We start from the raw sequence: 22,297 nt of genomic DNA on the forward strand, positions 1-22,297 counted from the left end.
CTCAGGACGCCTTGTCTTTCTGGACGTCACGCCAGATCCGCAGCGCCATCCAGCCCAGGGCCAGTGCGCCAAACACCAGCACACCCCAGACTAAAAACCTGTACCACTGACTCTCTCTTTCCGCTGGCGACACTGCGCTAAGACGAGATTCGCCTCCCAGTTTGACCGCTTCGCGCCCCATAGCCTGTGGCAACGTATCCGGCGCATGTTGTGAACGCAGGCGGGCGGGAATCAGGCTATCGAGCGGTAAAGCGGCCTCTGTTGCCGCTTTATTACCCCAGGCCAGAATAAAGGGCCCGTTGCCCTGCGCGTTGAAAATAAGATCCTGCCTTTCGCGTAGCCCCTCCACCTGCGGCAGTGCTTCGGGGAGATGCGCATTTACTGTCGTCAGGCGTATTGCCTGTACCGGTTGGCCGGGAAGGACAATGTCATCTGAAACCTGATTGTTAAGATTAAAAATCAGCTCTTTCTTTAGAGGCCGCCACGCATCCTGTGCCGTGGGGCGCCATGCAATCGCCACGGGTAACACACCTTCATAATCCAGTCTGACGGATAGCGCCGTCAGCGGCTGCGGCTGTGTCCACTGATAGTGCACCTCATCGGCCGAAACTTTCGTCGCCCAGCCCGGTAAACTGACCTGCGCGGGCTTCTCCTGCAACTGCTCTTCAACAACCGATGCCTGGGTCAGGGTGAAAGGAAGCTGCGGCTTATCAAACACCACCAGCAAATAGCGCGGGCTGTCGCCCCCCATGCGAAGGTCAAGGTTGATTTTATCCAGCGCGAGACGGTCATCCCCGCTGGCGATGTCCATTAACGGAACATCGTACTTCATCGTCACCCACTCCTGCATATTGCTACTGCTGTAGACTGAGGCTTTTCCCTGCCAGTTCACCGTCGGTTTATCCCAGCCAAGCCGCAGCTGTGAAACAGTGAAGGGATCATCGGTACTATCGGGTAACGCCAGAAGATAGCTTTTGCCGATGCCCTCAACACGCTCGCCTTCCAGCGTGATTTCATAGCCATTTGGCGAACGTAACCAGATCCGTTCACCCTTTGCCCCCTCGCTCTCTACAGACTCAACAGGAGAGGTGGTGAGCGGAAAGATGCGAAGTTCGGTGGTCTTAGCGTTCGCCGGTGCCAGTTTCTGCTTTTCGAGTGAGAAAGGGACGCGCTCACCCTGATGATTGAACACTCGCACATCACGAAGATCGGGCCATGCGCTTTGTTCATAAACCTCTACAGGCAGGTTTACGCGATACCAGGGAGAAGATTCGGTCGTCGCCAGCGCCTTACCCCAGCCATAATCCTGAGGCGTTTCAGGCGTGTCTTCCGTGCGGGCGAATCCACTTGATGCCACGCTGAGGAGTGCGCCAACGGCAATATATCTCATCCATTTCATGGTTTTTCTTCCTCATTGAACCCTGTTGTCTTTTTTGGTGGTAAGGGCGAAAAATAGCCCACTATCAGTACCAGCACCGCCACGCCAATAAAGGCCACGGCACGCGCCAGGCCTCCTCCACCTGCGCTGTCCACCAGCATAAGTTTGATGATGACCACACCCAGTAGTGCTGCACCGCAAAACCAGCCGCGCCGGGAACCACGGCGGCTGGCCATCAACATGATGACCAGTGCCCCCAGCATCCAGAACAGCGCGAAGGTGGTCTGAATTAAGCGGGAATGCCAGAGCGCCTCGCTATCCCAGTCTATGCCCGCATAATTTGCCAGCGCCCGCAGCAGCAGACCATTAATCCACCAGAAACTCAGTGCCGCCACTGCCATCGGAATAGCGCGCGGGGCCGAGGGCAGATAAGGCGTCAACCGCGGCATACTAAACCGCGCCCAGGCCCATAATCCCACGAGAGCAAAAGCAGCCCCCTCTTCGAGCGGATTAATCAGTGGCAGATAGAACAGATTAACCGCGCGTGCGTCCTGGAGATTCGCCATCACCAGCAGGAGGGCGAGCAGCGGAATAAGCGGCAGGAGCACCAGAGTGCCATAAAGTGCAGGCCATACCCGCAGTGGCCAGATGGCACGGCGAATCCCCGCAAGGAGGAGGAGTATCACGCCACCACCTGCCGCCATCAGCACGCCGCTACGCCACGCCTCCATCCCCCAGGGGAGTTCGTCAACATACCAGTACAGTTCTGAACTGACTGCCAGCAGCACCATCCACGCAAGGGAAAGATGTAATCCCCCCGCGAGCGGTGCCGGTAAGGATTTCTGATCCCGATGCAGCAGCAACAGCGCCGAAGGCAGAACCAGGCACCAGGCCAGATTTTGCCAGCCCGCGGCCAGCAGATGGGACGCATTCGCCAGCATCCAGAACAGAAGAACCATCATGGCAGGCCATAATAACCACACGGCAATATGGAGCGCCTGCCAGCCCAATCGCTGGCTGGCGCCACGCCAGATCCAGACCGTCAGGCTCAGCAGTGCAAGCGTACCAAAGGCCTTTTCGACACCGAGCGGCTGCGCAAGCCAGGACAATCCCCACAGCGCAATAAGCCAGTAGATAATCCCACCGGCGAGCAACACCTCGCTGCCGATACGTTGAATACCACGCCACAGCCAGGCAGCGGCAAGCCAGGTCCCGCTGAGCACGGTGAAAATGACAAACAGGGAAAGCGCCGTCAGGGAAGCAGTAAGCGCCCACAGCGCGCTGGCCAGCGCCAGCACCAGCAGGCCCGTGCCGCTGTAGCTCATGCGTCGTTGGCCCTGCATGACGCCAAGCCAGAGAATGCCAAGCCCTTCCAGCGCCCATGCCATTGCGGTCCAACGGGCGGACAGCGCCAGCGGAATAGCGAGAGTGACGAAAGCCGCCCCCAGCGCCAGCGCTGCCAGCACCAGCGGTCTGCCCGCAGAGGGAAAACGTTTCAGCGCGCCAAATGCCAGCAGCAGATAGAAGGCACCGAAACCCAGCGCACTAAACGCCGGGCCATAGGTCAGATGCTGCGTGATGGCATATTGCATACCAAAGCCAATCAGCGGAGGAGCAAACAGCAGGACGCCGTCCACAATCCGCTCGCCACGCTTCTGCGCCCGCAAAGACAACGCCACGCTCAGGACGCCAAAAATGAGAAGGTTCGCTATCAGGAACAGCTGGCAACTCAGGTAATAGTCCGGGCGATAGTCGGCAACGCCCCAGATACCCGCCACACCGAAGGTAAACAACATCCCCAGCAGATTAAGTTCGCGCCAGTGTTGCCAGATGCTGATGACCAGAATGCCAACGGAGAGCAGAAGATAGAATGAAAAGAGCGCGATGTGACTACCGCCACCCGTAGAGAGTAACAGCGGTGCCGCATACCCTCCCAGGCTTGCCAGCATCGCCAGGCTCAGTGCACGCTGCAGCACCGCCAGGCCAACGCTTGCCGCACAGATAATCAGCAACAGACCGAACGCCAGGGGCATCGGTAACATCTGCCAGAGCCGGAAGGCACCGAACACTGTCATATAAAGCGCACCCGTGGCACCGCCTTGCAGGATTAATGCAAAGACCAGCTGTTTACGCCGTAACCGCCAGCCAACAAACAGCAATACCATCGACGCCACTGCGGCAAAAATCAGGCGCAGAGATAACGGGAAGAGCGCATTTTCAACGCTGTAGCGAAAGAGGAATCCCAGCCCGAGGAAAAGCAGCACAATCCCCAGTTTTGCCAGCGGATTGCCCTGCATAAACCAGCGCACCAGCGAGGTAACCATGCCGCCTGATGAGCCTGCGGTTTTCGCCGCATCCGTGGCGGGCGCAGAAACCTTAACAGGCTTCGCCGTCACCGGTGTCCCCCTGGCCCAGACGTTAGCAGGTGCCGGTTCAACCACAACGGGTTTCTCAGGTTCCGGGAGAGGCTCTGGCTCAATGGGAGTGTGAACAGCCTGAGGCTCTGGTTCAGTGGCTGTGTGAACAGCCTGGGGCTCTGGTTCAGTGGCGGTGTGAACAGCAGCAGGCGCCGCAGCCCGGGGCTCTGGCAACGGTGTTGCCGGCTCAGCAGTCAGACGTTGTTCAAGTGCCACCACCCGCTGGCGCAACTGCCACAGCTCATCTTGAGCAGCAGAACTTCTTCGATATGCAATCACCGCCAGGGCCGGACAGACCACCAGCAACATAAAAAGCACGGCACAGGCTAACAGCACCAGTTCATCCATGATCTCACCTTCATTTCGTAGCGTGCTTATACTTTGGCACAAAAATTTACCGACGCACGATCAAAATAAAAGAAAGGGACTCAGATGTTGAGTCCCTTTCAGTTTATCCATGATCATCAAGGACAGTATGGCTTAAAGGTAGGTGACAATCACCTCAATACTGGCGTCGGCAGCGCCGGGTGCAGCCACCCCGACGGGTAATCGAACATAGCGAGCCGAAAGCGCAAATTCCTGCTGTGGCGTTGCGCCAAAATCAAACATGGGAAAACCAATATCAGGGATAAACATGCCATAGATTAAGGCGTTGAATGCGACCGGATTAGCAGGCTCGCCCGAGGTGAGTTGTGCCGAGGGTTTTCCCCAGGCAAGCTGGATACCGTACCCCGAAGCACCGCCATTTTTTAATCCTATAATGCCTCTGCTATTGTCGATAACGTCCGTTCGCGGGATGACCATGACGCTAAATCCCCATTCATTGAATTTTTCCGCGGTTCCGATATAGCCATGACTATCGTTATAGTCAGCAATCGCTCCCCGCCCCCAGGCTGCGGGGCAGGTTACCGTAAAGCTGGCATCCCGCCATGCTGAAGGTTGCGCACCACTCTCCACTGGATGATTGCCCATCGGCACCGTTTTGCTCTGAAAATTGCAGGTGCCATTTTGCACTTCCATGACCCCGTTGAGATTCAGCTTAACGCGATTCATTGCCCAGCCATTAGCAATGGAGGAGTCCGGATAAGGCACTGAACTAAAATTATCACCGCCATTGTTTAAAGTTATGGCATGGGTAAACGTAAATGAATCATTTAGCTGATACCTGCCGTCAGCATTATTATTATTTTTAAACTCTGGCGTTGCCCACAAAGTAATATCAACTCTGTCAACACCGGAATAACCCTGATTAATATCAAAAGAGGGGGCCAGGGTTAATGAGGCTGATTTATCAGGGATCCCCGATGCGCCGGAAGAATAATCGAATGAAACACCAATGCCACGAACTGAGGTTGGAAAAACATAACTCGGATATCCAGCTGAATTAATAGCCACACCGTGGGTTGCTTCTGTTGGCGGTGAAATATACACCTGGCGCGAAGCAGGGACAGGCTGCCCGTTTGATGAACTACAGTTCAGCGTAGTATTGCCAATGAAATACGCACGGTAGGTATAGAGGGCAATGTAGATCGGTTGATTGTACAGCGACATTGAAGCTGAAGCTTTAATATCGCCGAGCGGCACATGAATCGTTCTTTCGGGTAAACCGCTGTCTGCAGAACAGGCTACGGTATTCGCAAAGGCCACATTGGAAATTAAAATAAGGAATAAAAATAAATGCTTTAGCATTAACAGCCTCCATGCCGTTCAAAATCCTTTTAATTGAACATATAACATCCTCAAGGGAAGGAGAGTATACGTCGCTGGCGGCATAAAATGCAGATTAAAGTATTAACAATAGTGAACCCCCGCTATTTTCATCACTGATGAAAATATAATTGATTGTTCTATTCAAGAAATAAATATGGCCTGGTTAAGGCCATAGTGATTAATTCCCCTGCCAGACGGTTGCCGACACCGCGGGAAGTGACAACACCCCATCGGTCAGCGTGCCTTTGCCCTCTTTACCGTGCCAGCTTCTGGCATCTAACAGTGGAGAGTCAGCCAGCACAACCTCACAGGGTTCGCCCCGGTTGATGGCAACCAGCACCCTTTCCTGCTGCCAGAGACGAAGGAATACCACCACATTCTCCTCTGCGTACACGACCTGACACCCTCCGTAACACAGCGCCTGGCTTCGCCGCCGAAGCTTCGTCATGCGTTGGTATAAGGCCAGCAGGACACTATCCTGCTTTGCTTTGTCCCAGGGGAAAGGTTTGCGGCAGAAAGGATCGTTCGCGCCGTCCAGCCCCACTTCATCACCATAATAGATGCAGGGTACGCCAGGCCAGGTAAACAGCCAGATCACCGCCAGCGGCAGGCGCGCCACCTCTTTACCCAGTACGGTTTTGAAACGCGGCGTATCATGGCTGTCGAGCTGATTGAACATGCGAATCTGCTGCTCATGGGAGAGCCCGGCCCGGTAGTTATCCATCCATGCCATGCAGGTCTGGGCATCGATGCGTTGCGGATCCATAGAGATGTCGGTACTGGCAAGGAACGCCCAGACCGGAAAGGTGAATCCCCGGTAGTTCATGGCGGCATCTTCCACATCCGCCTGTAGCCACTGCCGTGCGTCACCAAAATGCTCACCCACAATATAGGCCTGCGGCTGCGTCTCTTTCGCCGCTCTGGTAATGCCCGCAACATGCTGCAAATTGTTGCGCGCCCCCCCTGCTTCACCGAGCATATGCACCACATCCAGTCGCCAGCCATCCATGTTCCACGGGGCTTTCAGCCAGTGGCGAACAATACTGTCTTCACCCTGATAAATTTCCTCTACCAGCGTTTGCGCCTGATAATCCAGCTTGGGCAGACTGGGGTAGCCGAGCCAGTCGCGGGCGCGGCCATCCTCGTGGAAACTGTACCACTCACGCCAGGTCGAGGCCGGGTTATGGCATGCCCCGGTAGTGCCCCGGTTATGCCGGTCAAACCAGGCGTGAGAGTCGCCGCTGTGGTTAAACACGCCGTCCAGCACCAGCCGCATCCCGAGTTTGTGGGTATTGCGGCGCAGACGAAGCAGCGCCTGATCGCCACCAAAGCGCGGGTCGACCCTACGGTAATCTTCCGTATCGTACTTATGCACACTGGGGGCAACAAAAATGGGGTTAAGGTAGAGTGCGGTCACTCCGAGTTTGCGCAGATAAGGCAGCTTTTCGCTGATGCCTTCAAGGCAGCCGCCATAAAAGGTGGATCCTCCGGCTTCTCCCGTCAGCGGCTCATCCCACTCACGAAGCACAATCTCCTGTTTCGCCGCATGGTGAAAATAGACCTTATCGTGCTGATCGTTGCCCTTCTCGCTGCGGGCAAAACGATCCGGAAAGATCTGATAAAATACCTGTTCTGCCACCCACTGCGGCCCCAAATCCGGGCAGTCCACTGCAAACTGTTCCAGTCGTGCCGGCGGGAAGCGCGTCAGCCCCTGCGGGCCGAACCACATCTGGCGGTCCTCCCACAGCAGCTTAAAGCTGTAGCGGCGACGTGGCTGACCACTCTCCAGTGAGAGGGTTGCCCGCCACGCCGTTACGCCCGGTTTCGGGGCGATACGCACCCGGCGCATGATGAATGATGTCTCTTCGTTATCAACATCTGCCCGAAGTGTGACGCGGGCCGGGAGTGTATTTCCGGTGAGCCAGAGGGTAATGACCAGTTGATCTTTGTTCTGCTTCACAAACGGCGCAACAGGCAAATGCCAGGCATGCAACATCGACTTTCCCCTTCGTCAAAAATGGCGTCACTCTTGCACAAATGTAGTCTTGCAGACTCATCTTTTCTGTTTTTTTATGGGGGTGAGGGCCAGGGCGCAGAGCGCGAGGCATAACCGTCGTTCGCAGACAGGAGCCTGCTGGTGCACAGGTCAGGCACGCAGTAAGTTCAGGAAAGGTAAGGTAAGTGGCAAAGCAGGGACATGAGGTGGCCCCTCACCGTCGTGTTAACTCTTTACTCTCTATGCCCGGCGCGAACAGGCGCACCGGGCATGGGATCGCATGCTATGCGAGCTTCTTGCGTACAAACATCCAGCCAACCAGCAACAGTACAATCCAGGCGCAACCCACGTACAGCGAGATGCGCGTCTCCGGGTGCCAGCCAATCAGCGCGATAATAAAGACCAGGAAAAGCAGACCCGCTATCGTGGTCGCCACGCCGCCGGGGACTTTAAATTTCAGGGCGTTAACTTCATCGGCAGAGAGACGGCGGCGGAAGGCCACCTGCGAAAGCAGGATCATTATCCAGACCCAGACGGTGGCAAAGGTTGCCAGCGAGGCGATCACCAGGAAGACATTTTCCGGCATGATGTAATTGAGATATACCGCCGACAGCAGCGCCAGCGTCATCACCAGTACCGTCACCCAAGGAATGCCCTTGCTCGATGTTTTAGCGAAGATTTTCGGCGCACTGCCCTGCTCTGCCATGCCGTGCAGCATACGCCCCACGCCAAAGACATCGCTGTTAATGGCCGACAGCGATGCGGTCAGTACCACGAAGTTCAGGATACTGGCAGCAAAGGTAATGCCGAGATGCTGGAAAGTCAGCACAAAGGGGCTCCCGTTAGTGCCCACCTGGTTCCACGGGTAAATAGACATGATCACAAACAGTGTGCCGACATAGAACACCAGAATACGCATCGGCACGGAGTTAATGGCGCGGGGAATGGACTTCTCCGGGTCTTTCGCTTCGCCGGCGGTGATACCGATGATCTCAATGCCGCCGTAGGCAAACATGACCATCTGCAGCGACATCACCATGCCCATCCAGCCATTGCTGAAGAAGCCGCCGTTAGTCCACAAATTGCTGATCCCGGTGGGCTGACCGCCGTTCCCGATACCCCAGATGATGATGCCAAATCCGGCAGCAATCATGATGATAATGGTGGCGACTTTGAAGAAGGAGAACCAGAATTCCAGCTCGCCGAACACTTTGACACTCATCAGGTTGATGGCGCAGATGATAAGCACCACGCTAAGTACCCATATCCAGTGCGGCACCGTCGGGAACCAGACTCCCATATAAATCCCAAAGGCCGTCACATCAGCGATGGCAACAATCAGAATTTCAAAGCAGTAGGTCCAGCCGGTGATATAACCGGCCAGCGGCCCCAGGTTTTCCTGGGCATAACGGGAGAACGAACTGGCGGAAGGATTGTGCACGGACATCTCGCCCAGCGCGCGCATGATGATATAGGCTGCGACGCCACCAATCATGTAAGCCAGCAGGACGCTCGGCCCCGCCATCTTGATAGCATCTGCCGAGCCGTAAAACAGCCCGGTGCCAATCGCCGACCCAAGGGCCATAAAGCGGATGTGTCGGGTACTCAACCCTCGCTTTAGTTTGTTCGTACTTTCCATCGTTTCCCGTTCCAGGATTTAAAAAAACAAAAAACCACGGGACCAGAAGTCCCGTGGTTAGCAAACCATGCCGCGCTGATTAATGTGCGGAGGAGGTCACCCGACGACCGGCTGCACGATCCCAGCCTGCGGCCAGAACCACCATCACCAGCGTTGGCATCAACCAGGCGAGTCCCTGCTCTGCCAACGGCAAACGCTGGGTCCAGGCCGGCAGCATATCGCTGAATGCAGAAGCTTTAATGCCGTCCAGCACGCCAAACAGCAGGCTGATAAACATCGCCGGAGCAATGACGCGGGACGAATTATGCCACCACGAGCGGGTGAAGCTCAACACGACGAGGACGATACAGGGCGGATAGATCATTGTCAGTACCGGAATAGAGATCTGAATCAGATGGCTCAGACCCAGATTCGACACCGCCATTGAGAAGATACCGAGGATAAACACCAGCGCGCGATAGGAGAGCGGCAGGTACTGAGCAAAGAACTCCGCGCAGGCACAGGTGAGGCCAACTGCCGTTACCAGGCAGGCAATAAAGATCAGCGCCGCCAGCAGGAAGCTACCTGCGCCACCAAAGGTGTGAGCAACATAGGCATGCAGAATGGCTGCGCCGTTAGCAGACTGATCCACCAGTGAAGAGCTATCTGAACCCAGGCGGAACAGGGCCAGATAGAGCAGCGTCAGGCCCACACCGGCCATCAGACCAGCCCAGACGGTATAACGGGTCAACAGACGCGCTTCGGTGACACCGCGAGAACGGGCGGCGTTAACAATCACAATACCGAATACCATTGCCCCCAGGGTGTCCATCGTCAGGTAACCATTGACGAAGCCATTGGAGAAGGCCGCATGCTGGTATGCCTCCATCGCGTGGCTGATCGGGCCTGCCGGCCAGACAATCGCCGCAACAGAGAGGATCACCAGCGCAATAATTTTCAGCGGTGCCAGGAAGTTACCTACGGTATCCAGCAGCTTGCCCGGATAGAGCGACACCAGAATCACCAGCGCAAAATAGATAACGCTGTAGATAAGCAAAGGCAGAGGGCCTTCACCGGTCAGCGGTGCAATGCCGACTTCAAACGAGACGGTCGCCGTGCGCGGCGTGGCAAACAATGGCCCAACGGCCAGATAGCACACCGTCGCCAGCAGTACGCCCGCAACTTTACCGATAGGCGTGCTGAGGCTGTCCACTCCGCCGCCGACTTTGGCCAGCGCTATCACGGTCAGCACCGGCAGACCTACGGCAGTAATCAAAAAGCCAATTGATGCAGTCCAGACGTGCTCGCCTGCCTGCAAACCGACCATGGGAGGAAAAATGATATTGCCTGCGCCGACAAACAACGCAAAGGTCATAAAGCCCAGAGCAACAATGTCTCGTGGTTTTAAATGATGGGTCATAAACGTTTACTGCCTGTGGATGTGGTGATGCAAATGTTGAAATTTTCGCCTTGTCGTGCGGAACATTACAGCGGCAAGGTCCTGAAACGAAGCGGGAAATACTTCCCTCATCACGTGGCGGAGAATAGTTTTTCGATTTACCACGCAAATACAGTGGGTCTGACGACCACCGGGGCGCAATTTAAACGCTTATAACGTTTAAAGGCAATAAGGGATCGCAAAACCAGATGGTTATTCCAGATCTAAAAAAAAGTCCAGAGGATGATGCTGTATATAAGAAAAACGGATGGCTAATCATGCGAACAAAAAAGCAGCGAAGCCATATTCTGTGGATGAATAGATGGAAAGGGGGAGTGAAAAATGAACCCCCGCAGAGAGGAATGGAAAGAAAAGCTGACACCTTAGTGTCAGCCTGCGTTCTTCACCAGTCGTTCCGGCAGCGTAAAGCTAAAGCGAGTGCCTTTACCCGGCGTACTTTCAATGGCGAGTTTGCTGTCGTGGTGGCTGACCGCATGCTTCACAATCGCCAGACCCAGACCACTGCCGCCGGTCTGTCGGGAACGGGCTTTATCCACACGGTAAAACCGCTCCGTCAGGCGTGGAATGTGCTCAGCGGCAATTCCCGGCCCGGTATCTTCCACACTAAACTGCGCGCCCTGCGCCACCCGATGCCAGCGCACCGTAATATGTGTACCAGGCGGCGTGTGGTTCACCGCGTTATAAACCAGGTTTGATATTGCACTTCGCAGTTGCTCATCGTTGCCCAGCACTTTGAGGGCGCCATCGACCACAAATTCCAGTTCGTGCTTATTGTGGCTTAAGGTTTGCGCTTCTCTCTCTACCACCCGTAGCATCATCGGCACATCAATGATTTCATTGGGCGGCGTAATTGGCGCGGCTTCGATTTTTGAAAGCGTTAGCAATTGCTTTACCAGACCTTCCATCCGCGAGGTTTGCTCCCGCATGGTATGCAGCGCTTTTTCACGCGGCAGCCCTTCCAGCGTCTGCTCCTGCATCATTTCCAGATAGCCCTGTAAAACCGTTAACGGCGTGCGCAGTTCATGGCTGACGTTAGCAAAGAAATTACGTCGCGCCCCTTCAAGCTGATGCATCTGCGTTACATCACGCGCCACCATCAGCAGCTGCTGCTCGCTGTAAGGCATCATGCGCATTTCGAGATGACGGCCATTGTTCAGCACCAGGTTCAATGGGCGATCGAACTGTTTTGCTTTGTAATAGCGGGTAAATTCCGGGTAACGCAGGAGGTTGAGGATGTTTTGCCCGTTATCATCCGGCCAGCGTAAATTGAGAAGCTGTTGGGCAAGACCGTTACACCAAAAAATGGCGCCTTCCTCCGTGGTGAGCACCACGGCATCCGGTAATGACTCCGCACCGCTGCGAAAACGCTTAATGAGATTACCCAGCTCACGGCGCCGTTTTTTATTACGCATCTGCATCTGATGCAGACCATAAAGCAGTGGCTCCCAGCTTCCGGTGCCCGGCGGCGGGGTCATGCTTTTATCGACCCATAACCACCAGGACAGACGCATTAAATTCCAGAAATGCCAGGCCAGTAAGCCGGTAACGGCCACCAGTAAAAACCAGGGCAGATAACCGAAGAATGCGCCAAGCAGCGCAGCAGGTAGACAACATAGGATGAGTTCGAGTACCAGCCTTTTCCATGACAGCCGTTCGAGCACGCGTCACACTCCTGTCAGATTTCAGAAACGGGTCGAGAACCGATAACCCGTGCCGCGAACGGTCTGCACCATACGATCGTGGCCGCTGGTTTCCAGCGCTTTTCGCAAGCGGCGAATATGCACGTCCACCGTGCGATCTTCTACGTACACATTGGTACCCCAGACGTGGTTGAGCAGTTGCTCGCGGCTGTAGACGCGTTCGGGATGGGTCATAAAGAAGTGCAACAGCTTAAACTCCGTCGGCCCCATGTCCAGCGGATTTTCACCGGTCATCACGCGATGCGAACTCGGGTCGAGGCTCAGCCCCTGCATTTCGATAACTTCTTCTACCGCCATCGGCGAGATACGGCGCATGACCGCTTTGATACGCGCGACCAGCTCTTTAGGGGAAAAGGGTTTGGTGATGTAATCGTCGGCACCGGTTTCCAGGCCACGCACACGGTCTTCTTCTTCGCCACGCGCGGTCAGCATCATCACCGGTATTTCCCGGGTCATGGCCTCACGCTTGAGGTGTTTAATAAACTGGATGCCAGAGCCGCCTGGCAACATCCAGTCCAGCAAAATCAGGTCTGGCCAGGGTTCATTCAGTTGGTTCACCGCGCTGTCATAATCTTCCGCTTCGACAGGTTGAAAGCCGTTTTGCTCAAGCACGAAACAGACCATCTCACGAATGGGAGCTTCATCTTCTACGACCAGAATGCGTCTTGCCATAATTTGCCCTGTTTAATTAAAGTCATCAGTCAATCGCGGCGCCAGTATGCGTCACTTTTGTGACAGATTTATGAAACAAATGACCAACAGATGACGCATCATTTCGTTATATGACAGCAGCTAAGCGCTTTCGCTGGCGGCTCATAGGCCCTTGAATGTTATAATCCCGTTTACGCTTTTTTGCCACGGAACCGCTATGCGCATCATTCATACCTCGGACTGGCACCTCGGTCAGAACTTTTACAGTAAAAGCCGTGCCGCAGAGCACGACGCTTTTCTCTCCTGGCTCCTGATCACCGCGGAAGAACATCAGGTCGACGCGATTATTGTCGCAGGTGACATCTTTGATACCGGCTCGCCCCCCAGTTATGCGCGCGAACTCTACAACCAGTTTGTGGTGAAGCTGCAGAGTACCGGCTGCCGGCTGGTGGTGCTGGCAGGTAATCACGATTCAGTTGCCACCCTCAATGAATCAAAAGATATTCTGGCCTGGCTGAAAACCACCGTCGTGGCCAGTGCGGGAAGCGCCCCATTCTATTTACCGCTGCGCGATGGTACGCCTGGTGCGGTGTTCTGCCCGGTACCGTTTTTACGTCCGCGCGATATCGTCACCAGCCAGGCAGGGCTATCGGGGCAGCAAAAGCAGCAGCAGCTGTTAAGGGCCATTACCGATTATTATCAGCAACAACATGATGCAGCCTGCGTACTTCGCGGTGATAAAGCCATTCCCATTATTGCCAGCGGCCATCTCACCACCGTCGGGGCCAGCAAGAGCGATGCCGTGCGCGAGATCTACATAGGTACCCTTGACGCCTTCCCCGCACAGAATTTCCCCCCTGCCGATTACATCGCATTAGGCCATATTCACCGGCCACAAAAAATTGGCGGACATGAGCATATCCGTTACTGCGGATCCCCTATCGCCCTCAGCTTTGATGAAACCGGCAAAAACAAATATGTCAATCTGGTGACCTTCAGCGAGGGAACACTGAGCGAGGTGACTCCCCTGGAAGTACCAGTGACTCAGTCACTTGGCGTCATCAAGGGCGATCTTGATGCCATCCGGCAGCAGCTTGAACAGTGGCGGCATCATGATGCTGCGCGTCCTGTCTGGCTTGATATTGAAATTGCCACCGACGACTACCTCGGCGATATGCAGCGCAAAATTCAACAGCTGACGGCCGAATTGCCCGTCGAGGTGCTGCTGGTCCGCCGCAGTCGGGAACAGAGGGATCGCATTCTCGCAGGCGAGCTACGCGAAACGCTGAGCGAACTGAACGTTGAGGATGTCTTTGCCCGTCGCCTGGCACTGGAAGAGCTTGATGCATCGCAGCAGAGCAGATTACAGGCGCTGTTTAGCGAAACACTGCATGAATTACATCAGGAGCATGATGCATGAAAATTCTTAGCCTGCGCCTGAAAAACCTCAACTCCCTGAAAGGGGAGTGGAAGATTGATTTCACCGCCGAGCCTTTTGCCAGCAATGGGTTGTTTGCCATTACCGGGGCGACGGGGGCCGGGAAAACCACTCTGCTGGATGCCATTTGTCTCGCGCTGTATCACGAAACACCGCGCCTGAATAACGTTTCACAGTCGCAGAATGACTTGATGACCCGTGACACCGCTGACTGTCTTGCGGAAGTGGAATTTGAGGTGAAAGGCATAGCCTATCGCGCTTTCTGGAGCCAGACCCGTGCCCGCAATCAGCCGGACGGTAATTTGCAGGTGCCGCGTGTCGAGCTGGCGCAATGTGCTGATGGCCGGATCCTCGCCGATAAAGTCAAAGACAAGCTGGAGCTCACCGCCTCCCTGACCGGTCTGGACTATGGCCGCTTTACCCGTTCAATGCTGCTTTCGCAGGGGCAATTTGCTGCGTTTCTCAACGCCAGACCCAAAGAGCGGGCGGAGTTGCTGGAAGAACTGACGGGCACTGAGATTTACGGGCAGATTTCCGCGAGCGTGTTTGAAAAACACAAACTCGCCAGAACGGAACTGGAAAAGTACCAGGCACAGGCCGAAGGCGTTGTGCTGCTCAATGAGGAGCAACGTCAGGCGCTCACCACAGGTTTGCAGGCGCTCACTGACGAGGAAGCGCGTCTGCTGACGAGACAGCAGGCCGCGCAGACGCAGCTGAACTGGCTTAACCGCAGCCATGAATTGCAAACCGATCTGCATCGGGCGCAGGCTGCAAACGCGCAGGCTACCCAGGCTTACACCGATGCCCAGCCTCAACTGGCCCTGCTCAGCCGCGCCCAGCCCGCGCTGGCGCTACAACCGGTCTGGTCTCGCCTTCAGGAACAGCGTCTGCAGTGGCAAAACGGCCATCGTCAGAGCGAAGAAGTGAACACTCGCTTACATGCCAGTCGCACGCTGCGTGGGCGCATTCGCGCGACAGCGGTGCACCAGCATGCACAGTTAATGGCATCCCAGATATCCCTAAAAACCTGGCTTGCCGATAACGCCCGTTTCCAGCGCTGGCAGAATGAGCTGGCAGGCTGGCGCGCCATGCTCAGTCAGCAGGAAGAGGATAAAAAACCCTGGCAGGCCCTGCAATCCCGACTCACGCAAAATGAAGAGAAGTTACGCACGCTGACGACTGTTTCGCTGGAAATGACCGCGGAAGAGGTGGCTGCTGCGATGTCACACAGCGCACAACAGCGCCCATTGCGCCAGCGTCTGCACGCGCTTCACGCCCGCTTTGCACCATTGCAAAACCATCTCTCCCGGCGGCAGCAAAGCCTTACTGAACTGGATGCGCAGCGTAAAAAGTATGAGGAAGAACTGGCGCAAAAACGGGCGCAATATAAAGAAAAAAATCAGCTCCTGACCGACATTCGTACCCTTTGCGAACTTGAGGAACGTATCCATCGTCTGGAAAATGAACGTGCCCGGCTGCAGCCCGATACTCCCTGCCCGCTTTGCGGCTCGACCAGCCACCCGGCTATTGCCGACTATCAGGCCATTGTGCCAGGCGTCAATCAGGCTCGCCGCGATGCGCTGGACAGTGAAGTCCGCACAATAAAGGAAGAGGGCGTGGCCCTCAGCGAACGCCTCAAGGGACTGGCGGAGCGGTATGAAAAAGAGGAGCGTGAAGCCAAAATTTTGCAGCAGGATGAGCAGACGCTGCGTGAGGAGTGGGCAACCCTCTGCGCGGCGCTGAACATTGACATGCCGCCCCGGCACGATCTTACCAGTTGGCAGGCCGCGCAGGATGCGTATGAACATCAGCTCTATCAGCTCGGTCAGCGCCAGTCGTTACAGACTCAGATAAACGAGCTTCGTCAGCAGGTGGCACAGTATCAGGAGAGCGCGGATGCCCGTCGCGCCACGCTGGCAGCCTTGCTGGAGCCACTGGGGCTGACCCTGCCAGCTGAAGGAGAAGCAACAGCATGGCTGGCCGAACGCACCCGGGAAGCGGAAGAATGGCAGGAGAAACAGGCGGCGTTTACCGCCCTGCATGAAAATATTGCCCGACTCGCGCCGGTTATCGATACGCTGCCGGACGAGGCCTGCGACGACGCCACTACGACCGCCCCGCTGGAGAACTGGCAGCAGGTGCATAACGAGTGCGTCTCACTGCAAAGCCAGTGGCAGACCCTGCAACAGCAACTCGCCCAGGAAGCAGAGCGCCTGAGCGCGCTGGAAAAACAGTTTGCCGGTGCGCTGGCAGACAGTGAGTTTGTTGATGAGCAGTCGTTCCTTGCCGCCCTGCTGGATGATGCCGAGCGTCTGCGGCTGGAGCAGTTACGCCAGCGGCTGGAGAGCGACCTTCAGCAAACCCGGACGCTGGTCTCCAGCGCCGCTCAGGCTCTGGATATGCATACTGCCCGGCCACCCGCCGGACTGGATGAGGACGCCACCAGGGAGAAAAGTCAGCAGGCGCAGACGGTGCTTGCCGGTGAGCTTCGCGAAAACACTACCCGTCAGGGCGCGCTTCGCCAGCAGATCAAACAGGATGCGGATAATCGCCAGCGCCTGCAGTCGCTGATGCAGGAGATCCATCACATCTCGGCCCGCTGCGAGGACTGGAGCCATCTTTCCCAGCTTATCGGCTCCAGGGATGGCGATAAATTCCGTAAGTTCGCCCAGGGGTTAACGCTTGATAACCTGGTCTGGCTCGCCAATAACCAGCTTAACCGCCTGCATGGACGTTATCTGCTTAAACGTAAAGCGAGTGAAGCCCTCGAACTGGAGGTGATCGATACCTGGCAGGCAGATGCAGTGCGTGATACACGAACGCTTTCCGGCGGGGAAAGTTTTCTTGTCAGTCTGGCGCTGGCGCTGGCGCTCTCGGACCTGGTCAGTCATAAAACCCGTATCGATTCGCTGTTCCTTGATGAAGGTTTTGGCACCCTCGACAGCGAAACGCTGGATACGGCACTGGATGCCCTCGATGCGCTGAACGCGACCGGGAAGACCATTGGGGTCATCAGCCACGTCGAGGCCATGAAGGAGCGGATCCCGGTGCAGATCAAAGTGCGAAAAATCAACGGGCTGGGGTACAGCAAGCTGGATAAGGTTTTTGCGGTAGAGAAATGACGCATGTACCCGGCGGTGTGACGATCGCCGGGTACATGCTTTGCGCTACGCCTGTGGCCACAGCCAGGCGGCGCCGCGAACGCCGCTGGAGTCACCATGAAGCGCTTTGCGAATCGGCGTTTCACACTCCCCGCCAAAGACCCAATGCTTTATCAGACCAGGTACTGTTTTATAGAGACGCTCAACGTTGCTCATGCCACCGCCGAGCACAATGACATCCGGGTCAAGAATATTCACCACATGGGCCAGCGACTTGGCCAGACGCAACTCGTAACGGCTTAACGCCAGTTCAGCAACCGGGTCCTGTTCCTCTACCAGACGAACTATCTCGTTCCCTTTGAGTGATTTACCACTTAAACGCTGGTAGTCGGTGCCAAAGCCGGTGCCGGAAATAAAGGTTTCAATGCAGCCCTGTTTGCCACAATAACAGGGAACCTCGGCACGATAGCGCAGCTCATCTTCATCCATCCACGGCAGGGGATTATGGCCCCACTCTCCGGCCGTGCCGTTGCCGCCGATATGGGATCGGCCGCTGAGAGCCACGCCCGATCCGCACCCCGTGCCAATGATCACCGCAAAGACGGTTTGCGCCCCTGCCGCTGCGCCGTCCACGGCTTCTGACACCGCCAGGCAGTTGGCATCGTTTGCCAGTCGCACCTCGCGATTCAGACGCTGGCTCAGATCTTTATCAAAAGGTTTACCGTTCAGCCAGGTCGAATTGGCATTCTTCACCACGCCGGTATAAGGGGAAATTGAGCCCGGAATGCCCATTCCCACCGTGCCGGTTTGGCCGGTCTCTTTTTCGGTAAGAAAAACAAGAGAAGCAATCAGTTCAATGGTTTGATGATAATCACGCGGGGTTGCCTGGCGGTGGCGAAACAACTCCTCCCCGCCGTCGCTCAGCGCGATAATTTCTGTCTTCGTGCCACCTAAATCAATACCAATACGCACACAATGCTCCTCATAGTTGGACAACGCATTCACATGCAAGCGTGGCGACAATTGGGTATCATGCCCGCTGCATTTAACGACAAGGCCGTGGAAAAAATCATGCTGTGGTTTAAAAATTTAATGGTATACCGTCTCAGCCGCGATGTTGCGTTGCAGGCGGAAGAGATGGAAAAACAGCTTGCCCCACTATCGTTTACCCCATGCGGTAGTCAGGATATGGCGAAAACCGGGTGGGTTCCACCGATGGGTTCACACAGTGATGCGCTGACCCACACTGCCAACGGCCAGATTATTATTTGCGCCCGCAAAGAAGAAAAAATTCTCCCTTCTCCGGTGGTGAAACAGGCGCTGGAAGCAAAAATTTCCCGCCTGGAAGCCGATCAGGGCCGCAAACTGAAGAAAACTGAAAAAGACTCGCTGAAAGACGAAGTGCTGCACTCTTTGCTGCCTCGCGCTTTCAGCCGTTTCAGCCAGACCATGATGTGGATTGATACGGTCAACGGGCTGATTATGGTCGACAGCGCAAGCGCGAAAAAGGCTGAAGATACGCTGGCATTGCTGCGTAAAAGCCTTGGCTCCCTGCCGGTGGTTCCGCTCACTATGGAAAATCCCATTGAACTGACGCTGACTGAATGGGTACGCTCCGGCACCGTTGCCCAGGGTTTCCAGCTGCTTGATGAAGCAGAGCTTAAGGCGATGCTGGAAGATGGCGGCGTGATTCGCTGTAAAAAGCAGGAGCTGGTCAGTGACGAAATCGCCGTGCACATCGAAGCCGGAAAAGTAGTGACGAAACTGGCCCTCGACTGGCAACAGCGCGTGCAGTTTGTTGTCTGCGACGATGGATCTATCAAACGGCTGAAATTTGGCGATGAAATTCGTGACCAGAATCAGGACATTGACCGGGATGACGTGGCTCAGCGTTTCGATGCTGACTTTATTCTGATGACCGGTGAACTCTCGACGCTGATTCATAGTCTGGTGGAAGGGCTTGGCGGCGAAGCCCAGCGCTGACCGCTGACTCTGCATAAAAAAAGCCCGGTCTGTCCGGGCATTTTTTTGAATCTGGCTTACAGGTAGCGGCAGAGATAGGAAGAAGGCTCTGCAATCTGCAGATGAAATTCACTGTGGCCCGGCACATGGAACACCTCTCCGGCAGCATAAGTTTTCCACTCAGTTTCGCCTGGCAGCAGGACATGTAACGCACCACTTACCACCGTCATCTCTTCAGGTTGTGCGGTCCCAAAGGTATATTCCCCTTCAGCCATCACGCCAACGCTGGCACGACCCGTACTGCTGCTGGTAAAACCAATGGATTTCACTTTACCGGAAAAGTATTCATTACTCTGAAGCATGTACTGGCCCTTTTATTTTAAGAAAACGTATGGAAAACCACTATAGAGGCCAGACTTCATCTCTGTCACGCGAAAAAGACCTATACCAGCAGTTCCGACGCCAGCCGCGCCACCAGCACGTTAGAGAGTAATACCGGCACATCGAGGGCTTTCTGGAATAAATCGCGGTGCCATTGATGAAAGCCAAGGCAATTAAGCATTAAAACATCGGCCCCCTGGTCGATCAGGCTTTTTCCTGCTTCTACCAGCTCATATTCCGTCGCCTGGAAGGGGTGGGCCAGTTCATAGTAGGGTTCGTTCTCAAGCAGCGCCCACTTTTGTCTCTGTTGAGCCATCAGCTCCGGAATAGGCACAATAACCCCGACCTGGTGTCCGTCAACAATAGAGGCGACCAGCGGCGGAATAATGCGTTGCGGTTCGATAAGAATGGCATTTCTCGCACTCAGGCCACGAATCGGCGCAGTGCTCATCAGCAAAATGACGTCGTAGCCCTGGTTATCAAGCACTTCAATGACACTTTGCAGATCGCGTTCCACTTTCTCGCGTGAAACACTGACGATGTTCTCGTCACTCAGCCGGGTTGGCAGGGGGGTTTGCCCTGGCTCAAGGTAATATTCCTTTTGGACCTCTTCTGGTTCCATGTTGCCGAGCAAGCTAACATGGGTAATTTGCTGTTCAGAAATATGTTCGGTCAACAGCGGTAAGATCTCTTTTACAGGCACCACACCGATGGTGAGGATTGCCAGGGTCGCACTCATTGTATATCCGCCTTGCAACACTGCACGTTTATTCAGGCTTCGGCGGAAACCGGAAGTACAACTGAGTGGCATCCCGTGCATTCGCGTCGGATAACCACCTCTCTTCCAGTTTCCGGAAGTTTCCAGAATGATTTAATAACGTTTGATTATTATCGGTCATCATCCACTTTACCAGGGTGAATAATGTGACGAAAACCTCTTTTTCAGCCTTTACGGAACAGCAGTAGGAGCACCTCAGGCATCAACTTTTTTCCGGGTCCTCATAGCGACGTTTTGCATCAAGGGCTTCCTGCTCCGTAGGATGTTCACTTATCAAGGCATCAGGTTTAGGGTGATCGGCACGGAGCTGATACCAGGTAACAGTCTGCCCGGTCGCGCCTTTTTCGATGGTAACGACACGGGCTTCTCTTGGATAGGGTGGTTTACTGGCCATGACTTTTCCTTTTATTTCAGTCAGGCTTTAAGTATAGACAATCGTTTCGCTAACTGGCGCGGGCCATACCGATCGCGTGACGAATTTCAGCAATAACCTCATCAAGGCTCGCCGAAGCATCGACAACGTGATGCGCAGTCTCACGGTAGAGTGCATCCCGCCCGGCCAGCACCTCACTGACCTCTTCGCGAATCGGCTTACCGGTGAGCGTCGGGCGCTGGCTCTCGTGTGGATAAGCTTCCAGACGATCCACCAACACCGAAACCGGGGCGTGCAGATAAAAGACCAGCCCTTTTTCACGCATGAACTGACGATTATATTCGCTCAGAACGATCCCCCCGCCCGTCGCAACCACATGAGCAGGTGCCGTGACCGCCTCCAGCGCTTGCGTCTCTCTGGCCCGAAAGCCCTGCCAGCCTTCCTGACAAACCAACTGCGCAACGGTCATCTGCGCCTGTTCCTGCAGCCAGTGGTCGGTGTCAACAAACTTACAGGACTGTAACTGCGAAAGCGCATGACCGATGGTGGTTTTTCCGCAGCCGCGTGCGCCAATGAGAAAGATGGGTAGCGTCATGAACTGATGTTCCCTCAGATGTTGCAAGGTGCATGAAAAATGAAAGTGATTGATCACCCCGCGTGGTGTCTTGCGGTCGTAAATTAATCTTTACATATGAAAGTATTATTTGCATCCCGCTCCGACTAAATCCAGAAACGACGCCTGGTTTGAGCGTAAAGATTTTAATGCAACCCGTGTAGCGATAACCTTACTTAAACTCATGACGGTTGACAAGGCTACGGGCGAAGTAAGCGTAACATATTCACATGACAGTCATAATGTGAAGGCTATCCCTGACGACGTTGCCGCTCCAGTAACCATTTATCCAGTTGCGCGGCAAATTGCTGACGATCGCGCTGGGTCAGGCTGTCCGGGCCGCCGGTCTGAATACCGCTGGCACGCAGGGTGTCCATAAAATCGCGCATGGTCAGCCTCTCTTTTATGGTCGCCTCGGTATAGCGCTCGCCACGTGGATTAAGCGCTTCGCCCCCTTTTGCCAGGACCTCCGCCGCGAGAGGAATGTCGGCGGTGATAACCAGATCCCCTTGTCCGCAGAGACGGACGATTTCGTTATCAGCGACGTCAAAACCCGCCGCGACCCTCACTGAACGTATAAAACGGGACGGTGGAACGCGGATATTCTGGTTTGCCACCAATGTTAGCGGCGTTTGCGTGCGCTCGGCGGCACGAAAAAGAATCTCTTTAATTACATTCGGACAGGCGTCCGCATCAACCCAAATCACCATGCTGACCTCTCA

Annotated in this window: 17 protein-coding genes; 3 read left to right on the forward strand and 14 right to left on the reverse strand. The window is 55.2% G+C overall.

The features are described 5' to 3' along the window. Position 1: 1 nt before the first annotated feature. From KXR87_RS19105 to phoB, 8 genes are all read right to left on the reverse strand, one after another. Positions 2 to 1,399 carry a DUF3999 domain-containing protein gene (locus KXR87_RS19105; protein WP_437433789.1) on the reverse strand — a complete coding sequence of 466 codons (1,398 nt, stop codon included), beginning with the start codon at positions 1,397 to 1,399 and terminating at the stop codon, positions 2 to 4. Continuing rightward, on the reverse strand, positions 1,396 to 4,143 hold the full coding sequence (locus KXR87_RS19110; RefSeq protein ID WP_437433790.1) for a DUF2339 domain-containing protein: 2,748 nt from the start codon (positions 4,141 to 4,143) through the stop codon (positions 1,396 to 1,398). The genes KXR87_RS19105 and KXR87_RS19110 overlap by 4 nt, the downstream gene beginning before the upstream one ends. 132 nt (positions 4,144 to 4,275) lie before the next feature. Further along, entirely contained in the window at positions 4,276 to 5,484 is a 1,209-nt protein-coding gene (locus tag KXR87_RS19115) for a hypothetical protein (RefSeq protein ID WP_437433791.1), read from the reverse strand. Positions 5,485 to 5,683: 199 nt separating this feature from the next. Further along, complete coding sequence (gene malZ / locus KXR87_RS19120) at positions 5,684 to 7,501, reverse strand: maltodextrin glucosidase (RefSeq protein WP_437433792.1); 1,818 nt, start codon at positions 7,499 to 7,501, stop codon at positions 5,684 to 5,686. A 283-nt stretch (positions 7,502 to 7,784) separates the two neighbouring features. Beyond that, positions 7,785 to 9,140: a proline-specific permease ProY gene (proY, locus tag KXR87_RS19125; protein ID WP_437433793.1), complete on the reverse strand. Its 1,356-nt coding sequence runs from the start codon at positions 9,138 to 9,140 to the stop codon at positions 7,785 to 7,787. Between the two features lie 79 nt (positions 9,141 to 9,219). Continuing rightward, positions 9,220 to 10,539 carry a branched-chain amino acid transporter carrier protein BrnQ gene (gene brnQ / locus KXR87_RS19130; RefSeq protein WP_437433794.1) on the reverse strand — a complete coding sequence of 440 codons (1,320 nt, stop codon included), beginning with the start codon at positions 10,537 to 10,539 and terminating at the stop codon, positions 9,220 to 9,222. A gap of 407 nt (positions 10,540 to 10,946) precedes the next feature. Continuing rightward, positions 10,947 to 12,239: a phosphate regulon sensor histidine kinase PhoR gene (phoR, locus tag KXR87_RS19135; protein ID WP_437433795.1), complete on the reverse strand. Its 1,293-nt coding sequence runs from the start codon at positions 12,237 to 12,239 to the stop codon at positions 10,947 to 10,949. Positions 12,240 to 12,260: 21 nt separating this feature from the next. Continuing rightward, positions 12,261 to 12,950 carry a phosphate response regulator transcription factor PhoB gene (gene phoB / locus KXR87_RS19140; protein WP_437433796.1) on the reverse strand — a complete coding sequence of 230 codons (690 nt, stop codon included), beginning with the start codon at positions 12,948 to 12,950 and terminating at the stop codon, positions 12,261 to 12,263. Positions 12,951 to 13,146: 196 nt separating this feature from the next. Between phoB and sbcD the strand changes: the two genes are divergently transcribed. Both sbcD and sbcC read left to right on the forward strand, forming a co-directional pair. Continuing rightward, positions 13,147 to 14,349 carry an exonuclease subunit SbcD gene (sbcD, locus tag KXR87_RS19145; protein WP_437433797.1) on the forward strand — a complete coding sequence of 401 codons (1,203 nt, stop codon included), beginning with the start codon at positions 13,147 to 13,149 and terminating at the stop codon, positions 14,347 to 14,349. Continuing rightward, positions 14,346 to 17,489: an exonuclease subunit SbcC gene (gene sbcC / locus KXR87_RS19150; protein WP_437433798.1), complete on the forward strand. Its 3,144-nt coding sequence runs from the start codon at positions 14,346 to 14,348 to the stop codon at positions 17,487 to 17,489. Before sbcD ends, sbcC begins: the two co-directional genes overlap by 4 nt. 45 nt (positions 17,490 to 17,534) lie before the next feature. On the opposite strand, the gene mak is transcribed toward sbcC, so the two are convergent. After that, positions 17,535 to 18,440 carry a fructokinase gene (gene mak, locus KXR87_RS19155; RefSeq protein ID WP_437433799.1) on the reverse strand — a complete coding sequence of 302 codons (906 nt, stop codon included), beginning with the start codon at positions 18,438 to 18,440 and terminating at the stop codon, positions 17,535 to 17,537. A 99-nt stretch (positions 18,441 to 18,539) separates the two neighbouring features. On the opposite strand from mak, the gene rdgC reads away from it, so the two are divergent. After that, on the forward strand, positions 18,540 to 19,451 hold the full coding sequence (gene rdgC, locus KXR87_RS19160) for a recombination-associated protein RdgC (protein ID WP_437433800.1): 912 nt from the start codon (positions 18,540 to 18,542) through the stop codon (positions 19,449 to 19,451). A gap of 56 nt (positions 19,452 to 19,507) precedes the next feature. On the opposite strand, the gene ppnP is transcribed toward rdgC, so the two are convergent. The 5 genes from ppnP to KXR87_RS19185 all read right to left on the reverse strand — a co-directional run bounded on the left by ppnP (position 19,508) and on the right by KXR87_RS19185 (position 22,285). Then, positions 19,508 to 19,792: a pyrimidine/purine nucleoside phosphorylase gene (ppnP, locus tag KXR87_RS19165; RefSeq protein WP_437433801.1), complete on the reverse strand. Its 285-nt coding sequence runs from the start codon at positions 19,790 to 19,792 to the stop codon at positions 19,508 to 19,510. 80 nt (positions 19,793 to 19,872) lie between these two features. Further along, a complete protein-coding gene (locus KXR87_RS19170) occupies positions 19,873 to 20,550 on the reverse strand; it encodes an AroM family protein (protein WP_437433802.1) in 678 nt (225 codons plus the stop codon). Positions 20,551 to 20,791: 241 nt separating this feature from the next. Next, positions 20,792 to 20,983 (reverse strand): protein YaiA, encoded by a 192-nt coding sequence (yaiA, locus tag KXR87_RS19175; RefSeq protein ID WP_437433803.1) that lies wholly within the window; start codon positions 20,981 to 20,983, stop codon positions 20,792 to 20,794. A 49-nt stretch (positions 20,984 to 21,032) separates the two neighbouring features. Then, on the reverse strand, positions 21,033 to 21,557 hold the full coding sequence (gene aroL, locus KXR87_RS19180) for a shikimate kinase AroL (RefSeq protein ID WP_437433804.1): 525 nt from the start codon (positions 21,555 to 21,557) through the stop codon (positions 21,033 to 21,035). A gap of 269 nt (positions 21,558 to 21,826) precedes the next feature. Beyond that, positions 21,827 to 22,285 (reverse strand): YaiI/YqxD family protein, encoded by a 459-nt coding sequence (locus KXR87_RS19185; RefSeq protein WP_437433805.1) that lies wholly within the window; start codon positions 22,283 to 22,285, stop codon positions 21,827 to 21,829. Positions 22,286 to 22,297 lie beyond the last annotated feature (12 nt).

This window comes from Yokenella regensburgei (genome assembly GCF_051486985.1).
Taxonomy (GTDB): Bacteria; Pseudomonadota; Gammaproteobacteria; order Enterobacterales; family Enterobacteriaceae; genus CBFFRJ01.